General features: G+C 60.1%; 16 protein-coding genes. 13 read left to right on the forward strand and 3 right to left on the reverse strand.

The annotated features are described in order from the left end of the window. The first annotated feature begins 263 nt into the window (after positions 1-263). On the forward strand, positions 264-2,156 hold the full coding sequence (gene mrdA, locus ACIOZM_RS23960; protein ID WP_401218107.1) for a penicillin-binding protein 2: 1,893 nt from the start codon (positions 264-266) through the stop codon (positions 2,154-2,156). A 12-nt stretch (positions 2,157-2,168) separates the two neighbouring features. Here the strand turns inward: mrdA and ACIOZM_RS23965 are convergent, their stop codons facing one another. After that, entirely contained in the window at positions 2,169-3,128 is a 960-nt protein-coding gene (locus tag ACIOZM_RS23965) for a LysR family transcriptional regulator (protein ID WP_401218109.1), read from the reverse strand. A gap of 155 nt (positions 3,129-3,283) precedes the next feature. On the opposite strand from ACIOZM_RS23965, the gene ACIOZM_RS23970 reads away from it, so the two are divergent. The 3 genes from ACIOZM_RS23970 to ACIOZM_RS23980 are packed head-to-tail and all read left to right on the forward strand — an operon-like array spanning position 3,284 to position 6,263. Beyond that, complete coding sequence (locus tag ACIOZM_RS23970) at positions 3,284-4,585, forward strand: MFS transporter (protein ID WP_401218111.1); 1,302 nt, start codon at positions 3,284-3,286, stop codon at positions 4,583-4,585. Then, positions 4,582-5,337: a class II aldolase/adducin family protein gene (locus tag ACIOZM_RS23975; RefSeq protein WP_401218114.1), complete on the forward strand. Its 756-nt coding sequence runs from the start codon at positions 4,582-4,584 to the stop codon at positions 5,335-5,337. The genes ACIOZM_RS23970 and ACIOZM_RS23975 overlap by 4 nt, the downstream gene beginning before the upstream one ends. After that, positions 5,334-6,263 (forward strand): 2-hydroxyacid dehydrogenase, encoded by a 930-nt coding sequence (locus ACIOZM_RS23980; protein ID WP_401218116.1) that lies wholly within the window; start codon positions 5,334-5,336, stop codon positions 6,261-6,263. Before ACIOZM_RS23975 ends, ACIOZM_RS23980 begins: the two co-directional genes overlap by 4 nt. Here the strand turns inward: ACIOZM_RS23980 and ACIOZM_RS23985 are convergent. Continuing rightward, on the reverse strand, positions 6,257-7,192 hold the full coding sequence (locus ACIOZM_RS23985; protein ID WP_401218119.1) for a LysR family transcriptional regulator: 936 nt from the start codon (positions 7,190-7,192) through the stop codon (positions 6,257-6,259). The two genes, ACIOZM_RS23980 and ACIOZM_RS23985, sit on opposite strands and share 7 nt — an antisense overlap. Positions 7,193-7,362: 170 nt before the next feature. Between ACIOZM_RS23985 and ACIOZM_RS23990 the strand changes: the two genes are divergently transcribed. The 7 genes from ACIOZM_RS23990 (at position 7,363) to ACIOZM_RS24020 (ending at position 16,922) form a co-directional block, all read left to right on the forward strand. Next, positions 7,363-8,673 carry an MFS transporter gene (locus ACIOZM_RS23990; RefSeq protein WP_401218121.1) on the forward strand — a complete coding sequence of 437 codons (1,311 nt, stop codon included), beginning with the start codon at positions 7,363-7,365 and terminating at the stop codon, positions 8,671-8,673. A gap of 23 nt (positions 8,674-8,696) precedes the next feature. Continuing rightward, complete coding sequence (locus ACIOZM_RS23995) at positions 8,697-9,926, forward strand: Zn-dependent hydrolase (RefSeq protein WP_401218124.1); 1,230 nt, start codon at positions 8,697-8,699, stop codon at positions 9,924-9,926. Between the two features lie 139 nt (positions 9,927-10,065). Then, a complete protein-coding gene (locus tag ACIOZM_RS24000; protein WP_401218127.1) occupies positions 10,066-11,091 on the forward strand; it encodes a histone deacetylase family protein in 1,026 nt (341 codons plus the stop codon). A gap of 249 nt (positions 11,092-11,340) precedes the next feature. Further along, positions 11,341-13,245: a sigma-54-dependent Fis family transcriptional regulator gene (locus tag ACIOZM_RS24005; RefSeq protein WP_401218130.1), complete on the forward strand. Its 1,905-nt coding sequence runs from the start codon at positions 11,341-11,343 to the stop codon at positions 13,243-13,245. Next, complete coding sequence (locus ACIOZM_RS24010; protein WP_401218132.1) at positions 13,245-14,963, forward strand: ABC transporter ATP-binding protein; 1,719 nt, start codon at positions 13,245-13,247, stop codon at positions 14,961-14,963. Before ACIOZM_RS24005 ends, ACIOZM_RS24010 begins: the two co-directional genes overlap by 1 nt. Further along, positions 14,953-15,630 (forward strand): S8 family serine peptidase, encoded by a 678-nt coding sequence (locus ACIOZM_RS24015; RefSeq protein WP_401218135.1) that lies wholly within the window; start codon positions 14,953-14,955, stop codon positions 15,628-15,630. The genes ACIOZM_RS24010 and ACIOZM_RS24015 overlap by 11 nt, the downstream gene beginning before the upstream one ends. Continuing rightward, positions 15,627-16,922 carry an FAD-dependent monooxygenase gene (locus ACIOZM_RS24020; RefSeq protein ID WP_401218137.1) on the forward strand — a complete coding sequence of 432 codons (1,296 nt, stop codon included), beginning with the start codon at positions 15,627-15,629 and terminating at the stop codon, positions 16,920-16,922. Before ACIOZM_RS24015 ends, ACIOZM_RS24020 begins: the two co-directional genes overlap by 4 nt. Positions 16,923-17,058: 136 nt before the next feature. Here ACIOZM_RS24020 and ACIOZM_RS24025 read toward each other — a convergent pair whose 3' ends face one another. After that, positions 17,059-18,549 carry an aldehyde dehydrogenase family protein gene (locus tag ACIOZM_RS24025; protein WP_401218140.1) on the reverse strand — a complete coding sequence of 497 codons (1,491 nt, stop codon included), beginning with the start codon at positions 18,547-18,549 and terminating at the stop codon, positions 17,059-17,061. A gap of 411 nt (positions 18,550-18,960) precedes the next feature. On the opposite strand from ACIOZM_RS24025, the gene ACIOZM_RS24030 reads away from it, so the two are divergent. Then, positions 18,961-19,161, forward strand: coding sequence for a hypothetical protein (locus ACIOZM_RS24030; protein ID WP_401218143.1), 201 nt, complete (start codon positions 18,961-18,963; stop codon positions 19,159-19,161). Between the two features lie 517 nt (positions 19,162-19,678). Beyond that, entirely contained in the window at positions 19,679-21,259 is a 1,581-nt protein-coding gene (gene peaA, locus ACIOZM_RS24035) for a quinohemoprotein amine dehydrogenase subunit alpha (RefSeq protein ID WP_401218146.1), read from the forward strand. Positions 21,260-21,331 lie beyond the last annotated feature (72 nt).

Genomic DNA, 21,331 nt, shown 5'->3' on the forward strand with positions numbered 1-21,331 from the left:
CCATGTGAGAGTAGGTCATCGTCAAGATTAAATTCCGAAACCCCAATTGCGAAAGCAGTTGGGGTTTTGTTTTGCCTGCGAGAAAGTTCCTGGCAAGCCGATTTCGATCTAAACGTCGACCCCAGCCGTCGCCAGGACTGCCATTCGGGAAAATCGCGCTGAAGTGACCGCTCGGTTTTTGGTATGGTGCAGCTCGTTTTTTAACGGATTGATGACATGCCCACGGATCGGCACACATTCTTTGTTAAAGAGTTGTTGTAGAAATGCCAGAACCAATCCCGATCAAGGATCACGAAAAAGAGACGCGGCTGGTCAACAAGAGGTTGATCGCCTGCGCCTTGTTCGTTTTCGCCGTCAGCTGTGCGCTGGTGGTGCGCATGTACATCCTGCAAGTGGTGGAGTTCGACTACCACTCGACCATCTCCGAGAACAACCGCGTTCACGTCTTGCCGATCCCGCCGACGCGTGGGCTGATCTATGATCGCAACGGAATATTGCTCGCCGATAATCGCCCCAGCTACAACCTGATCATCACCCGCGAGCGCGCCACCGACGTCAATCAGGAACTGGACGAGGTCGTTAACCTCCTGCACCTGCCCGCTGAAGATCGTACGGTGTTCGACAAAGCCATGAAGCAGTCGCGTCACCCCTTTGTGCCGGTGACGCTGTTCTATGAGCTGACTGAAGAACAGATCGCAGTACTGGCGGTCAACGAGTTCCGTCTACCGGGCCTCGATGTTGAGCCACAATTTGTCCGTCACTACCCACTCGGCCCGCACTTTGCCCATTCGATTGGCTATGTCGGCCGTATCAACGAAAAAGAATCCAAGACCCTCGACTCCGTGGAGTACCGCGGCACCCAATCCGTAGGCAAGACCGGTATCGAGCGTTTCTACGAGCCTCAACTGCACGGCCATGTTGGTTATGAGGAAGTCGAAACCAACGCCCAGGGCAGGGTACTGCGGGTTCTGAAACACACCGATCCGGTGCCAGGGAAAAACATCGTCCTGAGCCTCGACGTCAAACTGCAAGAAGCTGCCGAGGCGGCTCTGGGTGATCGTCGCGGTTCAGTAGTGGCCCTCGATCCATCCACCGGTGAAGTGCTGGCCATGGTCAGTAACCCGAGTTTCGACCCGAATCTGTTCGTGACCGGTATCAGCTCCAAGGAATACTCGGCACTGCGCGACTCTATCGACCGGCCACTGTTCAACCGTGTTCTACGCGGTCTGTACGCACCGGGTTCGACGATCAAGCCGGAAGTGGCAATTGCCGGTCTCGACAGCGGCGTGGTCACGCCACAAACCCGGGTCTTCGATCCGGGGTATTACCAATTGCCGGACTTCGATCACAAGTACCGCAACTGGAACCACAGCGGCGATGGCTGGGTAGATATGGACGCAGCGATCATGCGTTCCAACGACACCTACTTCTACGATCTGGCCCACAAACTCGGTATCGACCGCCTGCACGACTACATGGCGATGTTCGGCCTCGGCGAAAAGGTTTCGCTGGATATGTTCGAAGAATCCTCCGGTCTGATGCCGTCTCAAGCCTGGAAGCGCGCCACGCGCCGTCAGGCATGGTTCCCGGGCGAAACGGTAATCCTCGGTATCGGTCAGGGCTACATGCAGGTGACGCCGCTGCAACTGGCTCAAGCGACCGCATTGATCGCCAACAAGGGCGTGTGGAATCGTCCGCACCTGGCGAAGACTGTCGACGGTGTAGCGCCGGTAGACGAGCATCCGATACCGAACATTCTGTTGAAGAATCCGCATGACTGGGAACAGGTCAACCACGGCATGCAGATGGTGATGCACGATGCCCGTGGTATTGCGCGGGCGGCAGCGGTGGGTGCTCAATACCGCATCGCTGGCAAGAGCGGTACCGCACAAGTGGTAGCGATCAAGCAGGGCGAACGCTACAACCGCGCGAAAACCCTTGAACGCCACCGCGACAACGCCTTGTTCGTCGGCTTCGCCCCGGCGGAGCATCCGAAGATCGTGATTTCGGTGATGATTGAGAACGGTGAAGCGGGTGGTCGTGTGGCAGGCCCGGTAGTGCGGCAGATCATGGATGCCTGGTTACTCGATCAGGACGGCCACCTCAAGCCTGAATATGCGACCCCGACCAAGGCGCCGGGCGATCCGCACGTCTGACCGGCAACAGCTTCACAGCACAGGCTCACGCAAGCTGAGCATGTGCTGGAAGCTGTCGAGGAACACCGTTTCAGCCTGAGTCATCTTCTGCTCGCGATTCCACAGCAGTTGAATATCGAAATCCACCACGCCGTCCTCCGGCGGCAAACGCCACAACAGACCCTGCTCGACATCGCGCCGCACCAGATGCGTCGGCAAACAGCCGATACCGAATCCTGCACAGATCAACCGGTAAATTTCTTCGAAACTGGTGGAAGACGCGACGATCTTGCCGGTGAATCCCTGCTGGTCGCGAAACAGCGTCAATGGCGACAGGTTGCCACCCAGTTGATCGCTGGTGAAGCTGACGAAGTTTTCTGCCGCCAGCTCTTGAAGCGTCAGATTCTGTTGTCCGAAAAGTCGATGACGCTGTCCGCAAAAGTACGCATAAGTCTCGCGAAACAATACCCGCTGCTCCAGTCGCGGTTGTGGCAAACGACACAGCCCAACCCCCACCGTGGCGGTTTTTTGCAGCAATGAACTGATGATGTTCGAGCTGCCCATCACCTCGACTTCCAGCTCGATTTTCGGATGAGTTTCATGGAAGTCAGCGAGGAACTCGTCGTAATGCCGCGCCTGCACGCCGCTGACGGTAAGGATACGGATCTTGCCGACCACATCGTCATGGCGGTTCTCGACCACCGTGCCCAACCGTGAGATATCGCCGTAGATGTCCACGGCAATACGCAGCACCTCTTCGCCGGTTTCGGTCAGCTCAAAACGCCGTCCGCTGCGCGCGATCAACACACAATCCAATTGTTCTTCGAGGCGTTTCAACGCCTGGCTGACTGCCGACTGCGTGATGTGCAGGCGTGCGGCGGCGCGGCTCATGCTGCCTTCCTGACCGATCACCAGATAGGTGCGCAGCAGGTTCCAGTCCAGCCGGTCATTGAGAAAACGCCGGCCGACCCACGGGTTGGAAGTGGAAGTCACGAAAACTCCAGGTAGTAGCAGCGCTAATAGTTAGCTTAAGTTTTTGAAAATTGACTAATCCTGTCACGGAAGCGATAAAGCCCACAAGCGCCACAGAGCGTGACCGTCAGCCGCCTCGACACCTGCCCAAAACTATAAATACACAGGGTTCTTGCATGCACACCACCGCTCAGCCGCGTCGCGCCGCGGCCGCTGCCTTCATTGGCACGACCATCGAGTTTTACGACTTCTACATCTACGCCACAGCCGCCGCACTGGTGCTCGGCCAAGTGTTCTTTCCCAGCAGCGATCCGGTGACCAGCACCATGGCCGCATTCGGCAGTTTCGCCGTTGGTTTCATTGCACGGCCAATGGCGGGCATGGTCTTCGGTCATCTGGGTGATCGCCTCGGACGCAAGAAAATGCTTCTGGTGACCATGGCGCTGATGGGACTCGCCACCGCCGGCATCGGTCTGCTGCCGAGTTACGCCAGCGTCGGAATCTGGGCGCCGATTGGTTTGATTGTGCTGCGCTTGATCCAGGGTATTTCCGTTGGTGGCGAATGGGGTGGGGCAGTGCTGATGGCCAGCGAACACGCGCCGGCCAAGCGCAAAACGTTTTACGCATCCTTCGCGCAACTCGGTAGCCCGGCAGGTTTGTTACTGGCGTTGATCGCGTTCCGTCTGGTGACGTCACTGGAGCCGGAAGAGTTTCTCGCCTGGGGTTGGCGTCTGCCGTTTCTCGCCAGCGGTGTGCTGATGATGGTCGGGCTGATGATCCGTTCTGGCGTACACGAATCGCCGGAGTTCGCCAAAGTCCGGGACAACAACGAAACCGCGCAATACCCGGTGAAAGACGTGATTCGTCAATGCTGGCGGCAGATCCTGTTCGCCGCTGCCGCAGTCACTATTGGCTCGGCGGGGTTCTTCTTCACCAACACCTTCATGATCACTTACGTCACCCAATATCAGGGCATTCCCCGGGCGACGATTCTCGATTGCCTGTTTCTGGTAACGATCATTCAACTGCTCTCGCAACCGCTGTCGGCACTGCTCGCCGAGCGTATCGGTGAAGGCCGGTTTCTGATGTTCGTCGCGTTGTTGTGCATCGTCACGCCGTACCCGATGTTCCTGCTGGTCGGCACGCAGAACATCGTGCTGATGACTCTCGGCATCGCCCTCGCCGTGGTCATTCTCTCGGCCTTGTACGCAGTGATTGCCGGTTACATGACCCAGGCGTTCCCGGTGCACCTGCGCTACTCGGGAATCTCTATCGCTTATCAGTTGAGCTGCGCGCTGGCCGGTGGCACTACGCCGCTGATCGGCACGCTGCTCGCCAGTAAATTCTCCGGGCAATGGCTGCCGCTGGCGGTGTTCTTCAGCCTGCTGTCTGCCGTGTCGTTGATCGGGGTGTGCGGCCTCGCTCGCCTGCGCGCCAACCCGGTCGTCCTTCATTCCAGTAAAGAGGTGTATTCGTGAGTAAACCCACCCACATCGATCCGATCGAATGGCAAGCCCGCTGTGAACTCGCAGCGCTGTATCGCTTGATCGCGCACTTTCGCATGACCGACCTGATCGACACCCACATCACTCTGCGCATTCCAGGCCCGGAGCATCACTTTCTGATCAACCGTTACGGGGTGATTTTCGACCGCATGCGCGCCTCGGATCTGGTGCGCATCGATCAGGACGGCAACATCGTCGATCCCGAATACGCCGGGCATCGGGTCAACGCCGCAGGTTTCGTGATTCACTCGGCGATCCACATGGCGCGGGAAGATCTTAACTGCGTGATCCACACCCATACAGCCGCTGGCATGGCGGTCGCAGCGCAGAAACACGGGCTATTGCCGATCAGTCAGCACGCCCTGAAGTTCTACGGGAAACTTGCTTATCACACCTACGAAGGCATCGCCTTGTCGCTGGATGAGCGCGACCGTTTGATCGCCGATCTCGGCCCGCATCGGGCGATGATTTTGCGCAATCACGGCTTGTTGGTCGGCGGTTCTGGCGTCGCTCAGGCATTTCAGGAAATCCATTTTCTCGAGCGCGCCTGTCAGGCTCAGGTCGCGGCATTGGCCGGTGGTTCGGAGCTGCATTTTCCATCACCGGAAATCTGCGCGCACACCGCCGAACAGTTTGACCGCGATGAGCAGGACAACATCATCGACCTGGCCTGGGGGGCCGCTTTGACCTTGATCGAATCCCAGCGCGAGTCCTACCTTTCATGAACACCGTTGCTCTGTTGTCCCGCGACACACTGTTGCTCAAGCAATTGCAGGAAGCGTTCGCTCGCAGCGCGCCGCATCTCACAGCGGTACTGGCCGAAGACCCGCAAGCAAAAAATGCGCAGGTCGCCGCCTGCTGGTTTCCATTGCCGGGCAGCCTTGCCAAGTTGTCCAATCTGCAAGTGATTCACTCGGTGGCGGCGGGGATCGATCATCTGGAGCACGATCCATCGTGCCCGGATCTGCCAGTGTGCCGGGTGGTCGATCCCGGCCACCGGCAGGGCATGACCGAGTACGTGCGCTGGGCGGTGATTCACTATCATCGCGGCTTCGATCAAGTGCTGGCGCAGCAACGACAGCAGCACTGGGAGCGACCGCTGCAACGTCCGGCCAGCCAGTTCAGAATCGGTGTGATGGGTCTCGGTTCGCTGGGGAGTGCGATTGCGCTGGATCTGGCCGCCGCCGGTTACGCGGTACGTGGCTGGGCGCGCAGCAGCAAGGATTTGCCCGGCGTGCAAACTTTCGCAGGTGCCGAAAGCTTCAATGGTTTTCTGGACGGTGTGGAGTTGCTGATCAACCTGTTGCCGCTGACCGATGAAACCCGGGGCATCCTCAATCAGCAGACCTTCGAGCGGTTGGCCAACGGTGCCGCATTGGTCAATGTCGGACGCGGCGCACACCTCAATATCGAGGATCTGCAACAGGCCCTGAAACGAGGAAAACTGCGCGGTGCGATGCTCGATGTGTTCGAGCAGGAACCGCTGCCCGCCGAGCATCCATTATGGAAAACCCCGGGCGTCACCATCACTCCACACATGGCTTCGGCAGCGTCCCACGATTGCATCGCCGAGCAGATTGCCGAGAACTTTCGGCGACTCAATAGCGGCGAACCATTGCTTAACAGCGCAGATAGGCGGCTCGGTTACTGATCCGCCAGACAGGCCTGCAAGCGTTCGATGAACAGCGTTTCGGCGCGGCTCATGCGCTGATCGCGGTTCCACAGCAAATGGATATCGACATCGGCAATCCCTTCGTGCGGCGGCAGGCGCCAGAGCAATCCGGCTTCGACGTCTGCCGCGACCACATGCTCCGGCAGACAGCCGATACCGAACCCGGCAATCACCAGTCGGCGCACTTCTTCGAGGCTCGGCGATGACGCAACAATGCGTCCGCTGAAGCCTTGTTGATCACGAAAAATCGTCAGCGGCGAAAGCATGCCGCCGATCTGGTCGCTGGTGAAACTGACGAAATTCTCGCGTTGCAAATCGCCTTCGCTGACGTCTTCGCGACCAAACAACGCATGATGCTTGCCACAGAAAAACGCATAGCGCTGGCGCAGGAACAGGCGCTGCTCCAGACGCGGTTGCGGCCGTCGATTGAGGCTCAAGCCAAGGGTCGCGGTTTTCTCCTGCAAGGCGCTGACGATGTCCGAACTGCGCATCACATCGACCTCCAGATCCACCCGTGGATACTGGCGGTGAAAGTCAGCGAGGAAGTCGTCGAAGCGCTCGGAAAATATCCGGCTGATGATCAGCAGGCGCACCTTGCCGATCACCTCGTCTGCCGGTTGCTCCAGCAGGCTGCTGACCTGCGACATCTGCCCGTAGATTTCACCGGCCAGTTCGAAGATCTGTTCGCCGACTTCGGTCAGGGCAAAGCGCGGCCCCCGGCGAGCGATCAATTGCCGACCCAACTGTTCCTCCAGACGCTTGAGCGCTTGGCTCACCGCCGGTTGCGTCAGGTGCAGACGCGCAGCGGCGCGGCTGATGCTCAGTTCCTGGCCGATCACTCGGAAGGTGCGTAACAGGTTCCAATCGAGGCGGTCATTCAGCAGTCGTTGTACATCACGTTCGGCCATGGCGGCTCTGGATTCCTTGATTATAAGTCTGCGTAATAGTCGGAATAATAAATAGAAAATTGACTAATCATAGCCCCAAGACGATAAATCACCCCCAGACAGGCACCTTCAGAGTGCCGCGGATTTAGCGTTTTCCTCCTGCCAAAAACAAATCAAAAGGAGCCCGACCCATGAAGCCCCACGCTTCGAATCAGCCGCGCCGTGCGGCCGCCGCTGCCTTCATCGGCACCATGATCGAGTGGTACGATTTTTACATCTACGCCACTGCCGCTGCGCTGGTGTTCGGCGCACTGTTTTTCCCCTCCGATGATCCACTGTTCAGCACCATGGCTGCGTTCGGTACGTTCGCCGTGGGCTTCTTTGCGCGGCCGTTGGGCGGGATCATATTTGGCCACATCGGTGACCGGATCGGCCGCAAGAAATCGCTGATCATCACGCTGTTGATGATGGGCGTGGTCACGGTGTGCATTGGTCTGCTGCCGACTTACGCACAGATCGGCGCTGCCGCCCCGGTGTTGTTGATTGTGTTGCGCGTGGTCCAGGGTATCGCCGTCGGCGGCGAGTGGGGCGGCGCGGTATTGATGGCCGGCGAGCATGCGCCGAAGGGCCGGCGCAATTTCTTTGCATCGTTCGCTCAGCTCGGTAGCCCGGCAGGTTTGATCCTTTCGCTGCTGGCGTTCAGTGCCGTAACACGTCTGCCAGAAGAAGACTTGATGAGCTGGGGCTGGCGTCTGCCGTTCCTCGCCAGTGCGCTGTTGCTGGTGGTTGGTCTGGCGATTCGTCTGGGGGTGAATGAGTCGCCGGAATTCCTCGCCAGCCGTGAGCAAGCGAGTAAAGAGACGCGCAAAGAACAGGCGCCGGTGATGGAAGTTCTGCGTACTGCGTGGCGTCCGCTGCTGCTGTGCATCGGCGCCAACACGCTGGGGATCGCCGGGGTGTATTTCACCAATACCTTCATGATCGCCTACACCACGCAACAACTGGCGCTGCCACGCTCGCTGATTCTGGAATGCCTGTTCTTCGTCGCGATCATCCAGTTCTGCGTTCAGCCGCTGGCGGCGTGGACGGCGGAGAAGATCGGCGCTACGCGGTTTCTGTGTCTGATGTCGCTGCTGGCGATGGCCTCGCCATACCCGATGTTTGTGCTGGTGAGTTCGGCGCAGGCTCCGCTGATCATCCTCGGCATCGCCCTGGCGGTGGTGTGCATGGCTTCGTTCTATGCGGTGATTGCCGGTTACGTCAGCGGCATGTTCGAGACCCGCGTGCGTTACACGGCGATCTCGCTGGCCTATCAGATTTGCGGCGCGGTGGCGGGTGGTCTGACGCCGCTGGTGGGCACCTTGCTCGCGCATAAATTCAGCGGGCAGTGGTGGCCGTTGGCGGTGTTCTACAGCCTGATCGCCGCAGTTTCGCTGATCTGCGTGCTGTCCCTCGCTCGTCGCCATGCCAGCGCCCATCGCGCAGAAATGGCTGAGGCCTGATCCCGAATTCCAGGAGAAATCTCATGTTGAAAATTAATGGCGAACGCCTGTGGGCAAGCCTGATGGCGATGGCCGAAATCGGCGCGACGGCTCGCGGCGGCAGTTGCCGTCTGGCGTTGAGCGATGAAGACATGGCAGGCCGCGAACTGTTTGCCCACTGGTGCCGTGAGGCGGGCATGAGCCTGAGCGTCGATGCCATTGGCAACCTGTTCGCCCGCCGCCCCGGCACTGACCCGGACGCCGCGCCGGTGATGATGGGCAGCCACCTCGACACCCAACCTGAGGGCGGTCGATTCGACGGTGTCTACGGCGTACTCGCCGGGCTCGAAGTGGTGCGTTGCCTCAACGATCAGAAGATCAAAACCCGCAAACCGCTGGAAGTCGCGGTGTGGACCAACGAGGAGGGCGCACGCTTCACCCCGGCGATGTTCGGCTCGGCGGTGTTTACCGGAATCATGGATCTGGAGGCTGCGTTGGCCGTGCGTGATGCCAATGGCATCAGCGTTGCCGAAGAATTGCAGCGCCTCGGTTACGCGGGTGATCGGCCATTGGGCGGCGCGGTGGATGCGTATTTCGAAGCGCACATCGAGCAAGGTCCGATCCTCGAAGACAATGCGAAAAGCATTGGTGTGGTGACGGGTGGCCAAGCGATTCGCTGGCTCGATGTGCGCGTCGAAGGCATGGCAGCGCATGCCGGCACCACGCCGATGCCGCTGCGCAAAGACGCGTTGTATGGCGTGGCAAGGATGATTCAGGCGATTGAAACGCTGGCCACCGATTTTGCGCCGCAAGGTCTGACCACTGTCGGCGAATTGAGCATCAACAAATCGTCGCGCAACACCATTCCAGGGTTGGTGAATTTCACTGTCGATCTACGGCATCACCGTGACAACGCCATCGCCGAGATGGAACAGCAAGTGCGCATGCGCTTGCAGGCGATTGCCGATGAACGCGGTTTGAACCTGACCATAACTCCGCACTGGATCAGCCCGGCGACACCGTTCGACGCCGAGTGCGTGGCGGCGGTGCAAGAGGCGGTGGACGCGCTGGGCTACGCTCAGCAATCGATTGTCAGCGGTGCCGGGCATGACGCGATTCTGCTCGCACGTTATTGCCCTACGGCGATGGTGTTCATCCCGTGTGTCGGTGGCCTGAGCCATAACGAAGCCGAAGACGTGTTGCCCGAGGATGTGCGACAAGGCACCGACGTGCTGCTCAACGCCGTCCTAGCCCGCGCCGAAATATCCGAATAAAGCCCCAACCCCCTGTGGGAGCTAGCCTGCTAGCGATAGCGGTATGTCATCCAATATTTTCGGTGACTGACTGGACGCAATCGCTAGCAGGCTAGCTCCTACAGTTGAACGCATTCGTTGACTGACAGGAATTCATCCCATGCGCAGTTTTTTCCATCCCGAACAATTGCTCCACCATCCACGCAGTTACTACTCCCGTGGCCAGATGCGCACACCGCAAGAAGTCCCTGAACGTGCACAGCGCCTGGTTCAAGCTGCTCACAATCTGGGTTTCAGCGTCGAGCAACCAACCGACGCCGGTCTCGCCCCCTTGCTGGCGGTACACGGCGCGCCATACCTGACCTTCCTCCAGGAAGCTCACGCACACTGGAAGGAAATCCCTGAAGACTGGGGCGACGAAGTCATGTCGAACATCTTCGTTCGCGAACCGAATGCCCTGCGCGGCATCCTCGCGCAAGCCGCGCGTTATCTGGCGGATGGCAGTTGCCCGGTGGGTGAGCAGACCTGGCGCTCGGCCTATTGGTCGGCGCAAAGCGCAGTGGCTGGCGCCCGGGCGTTGATTGATGGTGAGCCGGCGGCGTATGCCCTGTGCCGTCCGCCGGGTCACCATGCCCGCGCCGAAGCGGCTGGTGGATTCTGCTACGTGAACAACGCGGCAGTGGCAGCGCAGGTGCTGCGCGACAAGTTCGACAAAGTCGCAGTGCTCGACACCGATATGCACCACGGTCAAGGCATTCAGGAGATTTTCTACGACCGTGATGACGTGCTGTACGTCTCGGTGCATGGCGATCCAACCAACTTCTACCCGGGCGTGGCCGGGTTTGCCGACGAGCGTGGCGCGGGTGCGGGGGAGGGCTTCAATCTCAATCTGCCGATGGCGCATGGTGCGAGCGAGGCGGATTTTCTTGGTCAACTGGAAGTGGCACTGACAGCGGTGCGCGAGTTCGGCGCCGAGGTGTTGGTGCTGTCGTTGGGCTTCGATATTTATGAGCTGGACCCGCAGAGCAAAGTCGCGGTCACCCGTGAAGGTTTTGCTGCGCTGGGCGAGCGGATTCGCAGCCTTGGCTTGCCGTGCCTGATTGTGCAGGAGGGCGGTTATCACCTGGAAAGTCTTGAAGACAATGCGCGGGCGTTTTTTGTAAATGGCGAGGTTTGGCAGGTCTGAGATTGGTGTGATCTGACAGGACGCCATCGCTGGCAAGCCAGCTCCCACAGGCATCGCAGTTGAATACAAAATTTGTGCTCAACGCTGAACCCTGTGGGAGCTGGCTTGCCAGCGATAAACGATGACGCGATCCACATGAAGGAACACAAGCGCCCTACGGTGCTTGCCATCGCCCTGACGTTAACGTAAAGATTGGCGCCAGGGCGCTGAAATAATAAAAGCGCAAAGCGGACCGCTCCGGAGCGCTTGATGACTTTAATAAAAACAACCGATCCCAAGTCTCACCCTGAAGCCCGGCTCGCCCGGGAGAAGCTGCATCTGGAAGGCCAGGTGCCTGATGGCGTGTTGCGTGCAGAGATCGATGCTTCGTGGCGCCGCAGTCTGAGCCACGGCGTGCACTTCAATGGCAAACATGAGCTGGCGCTGGAATCGAGCGCCAGTCTTGAGGTGTTGCTGGCAAGCAATCGCCTGCTGATTGACGCCGCGATCCCGGCCATCGATTACCTCGCCGAACGCCAGGGCAAGGAAGGCCTGATCATCCTCGCCAACGCCGACGCGACGATTCTCGCAGTCGAAGGCCGCGCTGACCGACTCAAGGGCAGTGGCCTGCAAGACATCACCCTCGGCGCCTGCTGGAGCGAGGCCGCTCGCGGCACCAATGCACTCGGCACTGCGCTGGTCGAAGCCCGGCCAACCCTGATCGACTGCGGCGAACATTACCTCGACCGTCTCACCGATTTCTCCTGCACTTCGGTGCCTATCTATTGCCCGCAGGGCGACATTCTCGGGGTTCTCGACCTGACTCGCGAAGGCCCGCTCGGCCGTGTGCATGACAGCACCGCGTTGCTGAGCATGGCGGTCAGCCAGATCGAGAGTCGGGTGTTCAACAACAGTTTCCCTGATCAGATCGTGCTGGCGTTCCACAGTCGTCGGCAGTACCTCGAATCGCCGTGGCAAGGCTTGATCGCCGTCAGCCTCGGCGGGCAGATTCTCGCGGTCAGCGCGCAGGCCTGTCAGTTGTTGCGGGCCGAACGTTCGGCGCTGGTCGGCAGGCGTTGTGAGGAGTTTCTCGGAGTCGATGGCGTGCAACTGCTGACCCGTCTGCAGCAGGGCGGCATCGGCAGTCTACAAACCGCCAAGGGCGAATTTTTCTACAAAACCCTGCGTGCCCCGGCGCGTTCAGTCAACCTCGGCGGACCACCTCGCAGCGTGGCGAAAGCCGCCAAAGCGCAACCGGATCTCGACGCGCTGGCCGGCAGCAATGCCCGTTACGCCCGAGCGCTGCGCATGGCCCGCCAAGGTCTGGCCAACGAATTGCCGGTGTTGCTGCTCGGCGAAACCGGCACCGGTAAAGAAGTTATCGCCCGTGCCCTGCACATGGCTGGCAGCCGTTGCGACAAACCGTTTGTGGCGGTGAATTGCGCGGCGATTCCTGAAGGCCTGATCGAGTCGGAACTGTTCGGCTACCGCGAAGGGGCGTTCACCGGATCGCGCCGTGGCGGCATGATCGGGCGCCTGCAACAGGCCCACGGCGGCATGCTGTTCCTCGATGAAATCGGCGACATGCCGCTGGCCCTTCAGGCACGTCTGCTGCGGGTGTTGCAGGATCGCAAAGTGGCGCCGCTCGGCGCGGGGGAAGAGCAAGACATCGACGTCGCGCTGATCTGCGCCACTCACCGCGATCTCAAGACACTGGTTGCCGACAAACAATTTCGCGAAGACCTGTTCTACCGGGTCAACGGCATCAGCGTAATGCTCCCCGCCTTGCGCGAGCGTGATGATTTCGCCGCGCTGGTCGCCCGTCTGCTGGAAAAACTCGATGCGCCGAAGGTGAAGTTGCATGACGACCTCAATCGACTGCTCGGCGGCTATCACTGGCCGGGCAACATTCGCCAGTTGGAAATGGTCTTGCGTACCGCGCTGGCTATCCGTGAGCCGGGCGAGACTGTGCTGACCCTCGACCATTTGCCCGACAGCATGCTCGACGAACTGACCGACACCGACAAACCGCAGTCCGGGAGCATTCGCGAGAATGAACTGGAGATGATCCGCCAGTCCCTCGACACTCATCAGGGCAACGTCTCGGCCGCCGCCGACGCCTTGGGTATCAGCCGCGCGACGCTGTATCGCAAACTCAAACAGTTGCGCTGCTGATGCAGCGCCTCATCGTTAAGCTGATCGACAGCCAGAACCCTGCCGCGCTGCAAGCGGCATTGCGCTGGCTCTACGGTTTTGTGCGTCCGCAGCGGCTGGCGATTGCCGGTCTGCTTGGGCTGTCGGTGTGTGCGTCGTTGCTGGTGCTGGTGCAACCGTGGCTGATCAAACTGCTGATCGACGATGGCTTGCTGGCGCGAAATTTTCCGATGCTGGTGCTGATTGCGGTGCTGATGATCATCGCCGGATTGCTCGGTACCGTGTTGTCGGGGATCAACCGTTATCTGCACACGCGACTGTCCGGGCGGATTCTGTTTGCCCTGCGTGATGATCTATATCGGCATCTGCAAACCCTGTCGCCGAGTTTCTACGGACAGCGGCGGATCGGCGATCTGATGTCACGACTCGATGGTGATGTGGCGGAAATCCAGCGCTTTGCCGTCGACTCATTGTTCTCCGCGGTCTCCAGCGTGATCGGGCTGGTGGTGGCGATTGCAATGCTCCTCACTCTGTCGTGGAAACTGTCACTGCTGGCGCTGGTGTTGATCCCGCTCGACGTGTTGTGGCTGCGCTGGATGCGGCGCAAAGTCGAACGCGATGTGCGGCAATTGCGCGAGCGTTCGGCGGACATGTCTTCGTTCATGGTCGAGACTTTGCCGGTGATGAAGTTCATTCAAGCGGCCGGTCAGCAGCAGCGTGAAGCGCGGCGCCTGCAGAGTCTGGGGCAGGGCTACATGAATCAGTTGCTGCGCCTGCAAGTCACCGAGTTTTTCACTCAAGCGGTGCCGGGGACGCTGACTTCGCTGTCCCGTGCCTGTGCGTTTTTGATCGGCGGTTATTGGGTGGTGCAGGGCACCTGGCAACTCGGCGCATTGATCGCGTTTTCCACTTATCTGGGCATGGCGGTCGGGCCGGTGCAGAGCCTGCTCGGGTTGTACGTGGCGATTCAACGGATGACCGTCAGCCTTGGCCGGGTCATGGAGTTGCGCGGCGAGGAACCCACCGTACGTTCGCCCCAAACGCCACGGCCATTGCCGGACTCGGGAGAGTTGCGATTCGATAACGTGCACTTCAGCCATCCGGGGCGTCCGAGTACGTTGAACGGGATCGAGGCGACCATTGCGTATGGTTTGAAAGTGGCGCTCAGCGGTGGCTCCGGCGTCGGCAAATCGACGCTGATCGATCTGCTGCAACGCCATCACGATCCTCAGTCCGGGCGGGTGTTGTTGGGTGAGGTGGATCTGCGTGAACTGGACCTGTTCGAACTGCGCCGACGGATTGCCGTGGTCAGTCAGGACATCGTGCTGTTTCGCGGCAGCCTCGCCGATAACCTCGCTTACGCGGTACCGGAGGCGAGCCGCGAGGCTATCGCCGAAGTGGCGCGGCTGGCGCAACTCGACAGCTTGATCGCATCGTTGCCGGAAGGTCTCGACAGCCCGCTGGGCGAGCGCGGCCAGCAGTTGTCCGGCGGGCAAAAACAGCGGATCGCGATTGCCCGCGCATTGTTGCAGGACCCATTGATTCTGGTGCTCGACGAAGCCACTTCGGCTGTCGACGAAGCCACCGAGCGTGAAGTGATCGAAGCCATTGACCGCTTGTTTGCCGGGCGTACGCGCATCCTGATCAGCCATCGACCGTCGACACTGGCCGATGCCGACCTGCGTTTTGAATTGCTCGACGGCGTGCTGACGTCCAAAGCGGTGTTGCATGAAGCCTGAGCTGCGCATCGGCGTGGTCGACAGCGGACACTCGGCGGCGCAGCGGGTGCAAGTGCTCGTGGGCCAGCGTTTCTCGTTGCTGGAGGATGGTCTGGCCCGAGGCGACCTGCGCGACGATCCGCTGGGGCATGGCAGCGCAGTGATCGAGGCGATCAGTCATCGCGCGCCGGCAGCGCAGATCTGTGTGGCTCAGGTGTTCGATCAGCGAGGCGTCACCAGCGCGTTGCAGATCGCCACGGCGATTGACTGGCTGGTGACGCAGGACGTGCGGCTGATCAATCTGAGCCTCGGCTTGCGTCAGGATCGCAGCCTGTTGCGCGAGGCCTGTGCGGCGGCGGTGGCGCGCGGTGTTTTGCTCTGCGCATCGAGCCCGGCGCAGGGTGCGGCGGTGTATCCGGCGAGTTATCCGCAGGTGTTGCGGGTGACCGGCGATGCCCGTTGCACCGAGTCGCAGTGGTCGTGGCTCGACAGTGCGCAGGCCGATTTTGCCGCGTGCGTGCATGGCACCTATCCGGGTCAATCCGGGGCCAGCCTCGGGTGTGCGGCGCTGAGCGGGCATATCGCTGGATTTCTGCTTGAACATCCTCGCGCCGGCAATGCCGAGGTCATCGAATGGCTGAGGCTCAACGCCCGCTATCGCGGGCCTGAGCGGCGTGTCGGGCCATGAAGCCTATTCTGATTCTTGGTGCTGGCCCGGCGGGCGCTGCGGTGGCGTTGGGGTTGCGACGGCTGGGTTACGCGGTGACGCTGATCAGCGACTGGCGAAGATTTGCCGCACTCGAAGGCGTGTCGCAACGGGTGCTGGAGGCACTACGCGGTGCGGGTCTGCATCAGGCGCTGGCGGACGCAACGTTGCCGTCACAACGCCAGGTGGCGTGGAACGCGCAACAGCACGCGCAGAACATCGAATTTCTTTTGGATCGACCGACCTTTGATCGCGGCCTGCGTGAGGATATGCGCCTGGCCGGTGTCCAATTGATCGAGGGGCGAGTGTTGAGTGTGCAGTCCTCGGCGAGCGGCCATCGGGTCGAACTGGACGGCGGCGATACGTTGCTCGCGGACTTTCTGGTCGAGGCTCGTGGGCGTCAGGCACCGTCACCCGGCAAAGGCCTGCGCGGGCCCGAGACCGTCAGCCTGCTCAATCGCTGGCAAGGTGCGCCGGGCGTGACGGCCAGTGCTGTGGAGAGTCTTGAGGATGGTTGGGCGTGGATGGCGCGTCGAGCTGACGGCCAGTGTTATTGGCAGTGGACGGTTGACGTGGCCAGCGCCGATTTACCGGGCAAGGCGCAGTTGCTGGATTACTGTCTTGAGCGCCGCCAGTCCTCGGATTTTGCCCGGGCATTCTTTGCTGATTCACCCTCCATTGACCCGCAACTGCATGCGCGCAGCAGCACGGCGATTTTGCCGGCGCAGGTGTGTGGCGATAACTGGATTCGTGTCGGTGATGCGGCGATGGCGGTAGACCCGTTGTCAGGCAACGGGATTTTTCAGTCGCTGTCTTCGGCGTTGCAAGCGCCGGTGGTGATCAACACGTTGCTGCGCAAACCAGAGCGTGCGGCGCTGGCGCAGCGCTTTCATCAGCAACGGGTCGAGCAATTGTTTTTGCGTTTTGCGCGGATTGGCCGGGATTTTTATGCCGATGAGCAGCGTTGGGCCGGGCAACCATTCTGGCAGGCGCGCAGGCAGTGGCCGGATACGCAAGTGGCGCATGCGACGGCGGATTTCTCGGCGTTGCGGATCGAGCGAATGCCGGTGTTGCGTGACGGGTTTGTTGATGAGGCAGACGTGGTGATTACGGCGGATCAGCCGCTGGGGATCTGGCATGTGCAGGGGGGTGAGGTGGCGCCGTTGGTGCGGCGGCTGGTTAATGAACCTGCCGACTCAGTGTTGGCCGGGTTAACGGTAGAGCAGGGGCGGATGGTTCGCGGTTGGTTGCTGGGGCAGGGCTTCAAGCCCTGAGTTTTGTTGTGTCAGAGCTGGCCTCATCGCTGGCAAGCCAGCTCCCACAGGATCAGTGGTGTACATGAATTTTGTATACGACACAGACACTGTGGGAGCTGGCTTGCCAGCGATGGGGCCTTGAAGAACGCTGCAATTACAACTTGATCAGCACCGACTTCAACTCGGTGTAATGTTCAATCGCCGCATACCCCATCTCGCGCCCGACCCCGGACATCTTGTATCCGCCAAACGGCAACGCCGGGTCCAGTGCGCTGTGGCAATTGACCCATACCGAGCCTGACTTGATTCGCGGAATCATCCTGTGCACCGCTGCCAGATCATTCGACCAGATGCTGGCGCCCAAGCCGTATGGGCTGTCATTGGCCATGCGCAAGGCATCCGCCTCATCATCGAACTGAATCGCCACCAGCACCGGGCCGAAAATCTCTTCCTGCACCAATGAGTGCTGCTGATCGACATCGACAATCACCGTCGGTTTGACGAAGAACCCCGGCCCGAACTGCTCGCCACCGCAAGCGATGGTCGCGCCGCTTTCCCGGCCCATTTCGATGTAGTTGTAGACTCGCTCCTGCTGGCGCGCAGAAATCAGCGGCCCCATGTCCACGCTCGGGTCGAGACCGTTGCCGAGTTTCATGGCGTTGGCGATGTCGCTGATGTCCGCGACAACATTATCGAAATGCTTGCGCTGCACATACAGCCGCGAACCGGCGCAGCAGACCTGGCCTTGATTGAAGAAAATCGCGCTGGCCGCACCCGCCGCAGCGGTTTTCAGGTCGGCGTCCCCCATGACGATGGTCGGGGATTTGCCGCCCAGTTCCAGGGTGACGCGGGTCATCGAATCCATGGCGATCTTGCCGATTTGTTTGCCGACGGCGGTGGAGCCGGTGAAGGTCAGTTTGTCGACAAGCGGGTTGTGCGTCAGCGCCGAACCTGCGGTGATCCCGGTACCGGTGACCACGTTAAATACGCCCTCTGGGTAACCCGCCTCCAGCACCAGTTCAGCCAGTTTCAGCGCGGTCAGCGGGGTTTCATCGGCAGGTTTCAGCACCACGGTACAGCCAGTGGCCAGCGCCGGGCCGAGTTTCCAGCAGGCCAGCAGCAACGGGAAGTTCCAGGCAACGATGGCGCCGACCACACCGACGGCTTCGCGACGAATGAAACTGTGGAACTGATCGCCAGGCATCAGTGGCAACGACACCTCAACGCTCGAACCTTCGATCTTGGTCGCCCAACCGGCCATATAGCGCAGGAAATCGATCGCCAGTTGCACGTCCATCACCTGCGCCACCGCCGCGCTTTTGCCGTTGTTCAGGCATTCCAGTTGCGCCAGCAGTTCGGCGTCGCGCTGCATCAGATCAGCGAGTTTCCACAACAGATTCTGTCGCTCACGCGGACGGGTGCGGCTCCAGGCCGAATCATCGAACGCCTGACGTGCTGCGAGTACAGCACGGTCGACATCTTCCGGCGTGGCCCGGGGCACGACGCACAACACTTCACCGGTGGCGGGGTTGTGCAGGGGCATGGTCTGGCCATCAGAGGCCTCGACCCAATCGCCACCGATAAGCATGCGCGGCGCACGCTGGATGAATGCCGAAGTGGCGGGAAGCAGATACGGAAGGGACATGGCGAAGCCTCTTGTTGTTCGTTGTCGTTCAGAGGGCTTTCGCAATGGCTGTGCCAAATGCGTCAAGTTAGCTTGCAGCCGTGTTGCACGGGCATGTGGGGGGAGTTCTGCGGAGTGCAGAGCGGGAGATTTGTCGCAAAAAGCGACAGACCATGAGATGCAAGATACGGATCGGAGTAGGCCTGGCAGGCACTGGACGAAATGGTGGCAGAACTGCTGTAGGAAAAGTCGCTGGTCTGCCGGAATACAGCGGCTGGTAGATAAAAGAGGTTCGAGCTAAGTTCCGTTACCAGCAGCGTATCGAGAGCGGGTACGCGGTATATGGAGCCGAGGTCCGATGGACTTGTCGTTGCCGGTTTTCAGCTTTACCTGCCATGGAATAGGCCGGTACGGGTCTTCACAAGGATGTCGATGAACAACTCAACCATTCGCTGGATAACTAACTTGATGATGAGCATTGGTACTGGATTCATGGTGACAGGGGCTGCCGCATTCGTAATCGGCGACACGAGGGATGCCGATACCATCCGGATAAGTGCTGCAATGATTGCCAGCAGCTTTTTCGTTATCGCTGCCTCTTTTACCGTTGCCGTGCACGAGGAAAAATCATGACTTTTCTGATGATTATGGGGCTATGGTCATTTGGCATTGTTTTGCTTATCGCCTTTGCGCTTTACCGGGCGTATCGGATCGAAACCACGTTGCGTATTACCAGAGCATTGGCGGCCAAAGCGAACGTACATGAGGAATGCTCAATAGTTTGCGAATCATGTGGCCGATACCTGGTTCACCCGCAAAACTCCGTTCGCTAGACCCAGGCAATATTCCTGTCACGCAGCCAACGTGGCGAGGGCACCGGTTCCCGCTGTACTGCCCAGCCACTACGCTTGTCTCACACTGCAACAGTTGTCGCGAAATTGGACGCCGGTCGACTTCGCTGTCATCGCTGTAACGCAGTGGTCTTCACGTAAATGCTTGATTGAAAAGCTTATCCGCAAGCTGGCACGCTCCGTGTATTGCTCATGGCAGACGTTTCTCTTGCCTCCGTCTGCGGTGCGCCGCCGACGGCAGAAACCATAAAAACGATAAGCGACAACAATAAGAAAGCACCGTGCGAGGTTCGACGTTGATGAAGAGAAGACTCCGATCAGGCATGAGCGCCAGTCTGCTGGCGGTGGCCGCTTGCATGGCCCTGCATGCACCGCAAAGCCTGGCAGCCCGCGACGCCCAGACCATCCTCAAGGAAACCTGTCAGGGCTGTCACACCCCCGAAGCCGATAACGCCCTGAGCCGCATCAGCCACCAGCGCAAAACGCCGGAAGGCTGGCTGATGAGCATCGCCCGGATGCAAACCATGCACGGTTTGCAGATCAGCGATGACGACCGCCGCACTCTGGTCAAATATCTGGCCGACACTCAAGGCCTGGCGCCGAGTGAAACCGACGGTGTGCGTTATGCGCTTGAACGCCGTTTGAACACGGTCGAGCAGTTCGATGAAAAAACCAGTCAGATGTGCGGACGCTGCCACTCCGGTGCGCGGGTTGCGCTGCAACGGCGTCCGGCGCAGGAATGGGAGCGCTTGGTGAACTTCCACCTCGGCCAGTGGCCGTCGCTGGAGTATCAGGCGCTGGCGCGGGATCGTGACTGGTTCGACATTGCCCGCAAAGACATGGTGCCACTGCTGGCCAAGCGTTATCCGCTGGACAACCCTGCATGGCAGCAGTGGCTGAAAGTCGCGCCCAAAGCCCAGGCACTGGCGGGCGACTGGAGCTTCAGCGGTCACCTGCCGGGCAAGGGCGAACTGGCCGGTGTGATGAGCGTGACGGCGGCTGACGGCGATACCTTCAAGATCAGCGTCAAAGGCCAATATGCCGATGGCAGTCCGTTCAATGGCGACGGCAGCGCGATCCTATACAGCGGTTACGAATGGCGCGGCAATGTGACTGTCGATGGCGTGACCATGCGTCAGGTGTTCGCTGTGCAAGGCGCGGCGATGCAGGGCCGGATGTTCGACGCCGATCACGATGAGCGCGGTCTGGATTTCGTCGCTGCCAAGCAAGGTTCGCAACGTTTGCTGGCGGTGCAGCCGGGTTATGTGAAGGTCGGCAGCGAGACCGAAGTGACCCTGATCGGCAGCGGTCTGAGCGGCAAACCGGACTTCGGCAAAGGCGTGGAAGTACTCGAAATAACCGAGCAGAACGCCGAGCGGATCAAGGTCAAAGTCAAAGCCGCAGCCAATGCACAACCGGGTCTGCGCACGGTCAGCGTCGGTAGCCTCAAAGGTCCGAGCCTGTCGGTGTACAGCAAGATTGCCTCGGTCAAAGTCGTGCCGGAATTCTCGGTGGCGCGGATCGGCGAGGGCGGTGGTTCGACGCCGAAAGTCCAGGGTCGTTTCGACGCCGAAGCCTGGGGCAAGGGCGCCGATGGCAAGCCGTATCGTATCGGTGTGTTCCCGGCGCAATGGAAGGTCGAAGCCTTCGACGAGCGCGCCAAAGAGGATGAGGACGTCAAGTTCGCCGGCACCATGCAGGCCGACGCGGGCGTGTTCACGCCGGGCGATGCCGGGCCGAATCCGGCGCGCAAAATGTCTACCAACAATGCCGGCAATCTCAAGGTGATCGCCGCCGTCGACGACGCAGGAAAATCCCTGACCGGCGAAGGCCACATGATCGTCACCGTGCAACGCTGGAACAATCCACCCATTCCTTGAGTTGTCCTGAGGCTTATCGATTCAGACACTTTTCGGAATGACCGCAAGTCCCGCCAAGCGGGGCCTGCACAG

Source organism: Pseudomonas sp. NPDC087346, assembly GCF_044744235.1.
Taxonomy (GTDB): domain Bacteria; phylum Pseudomonadota; class Gammaproteobacteria; order Pseudomonadales; family Pseudomonadaceae; genus Aquipseudomonas.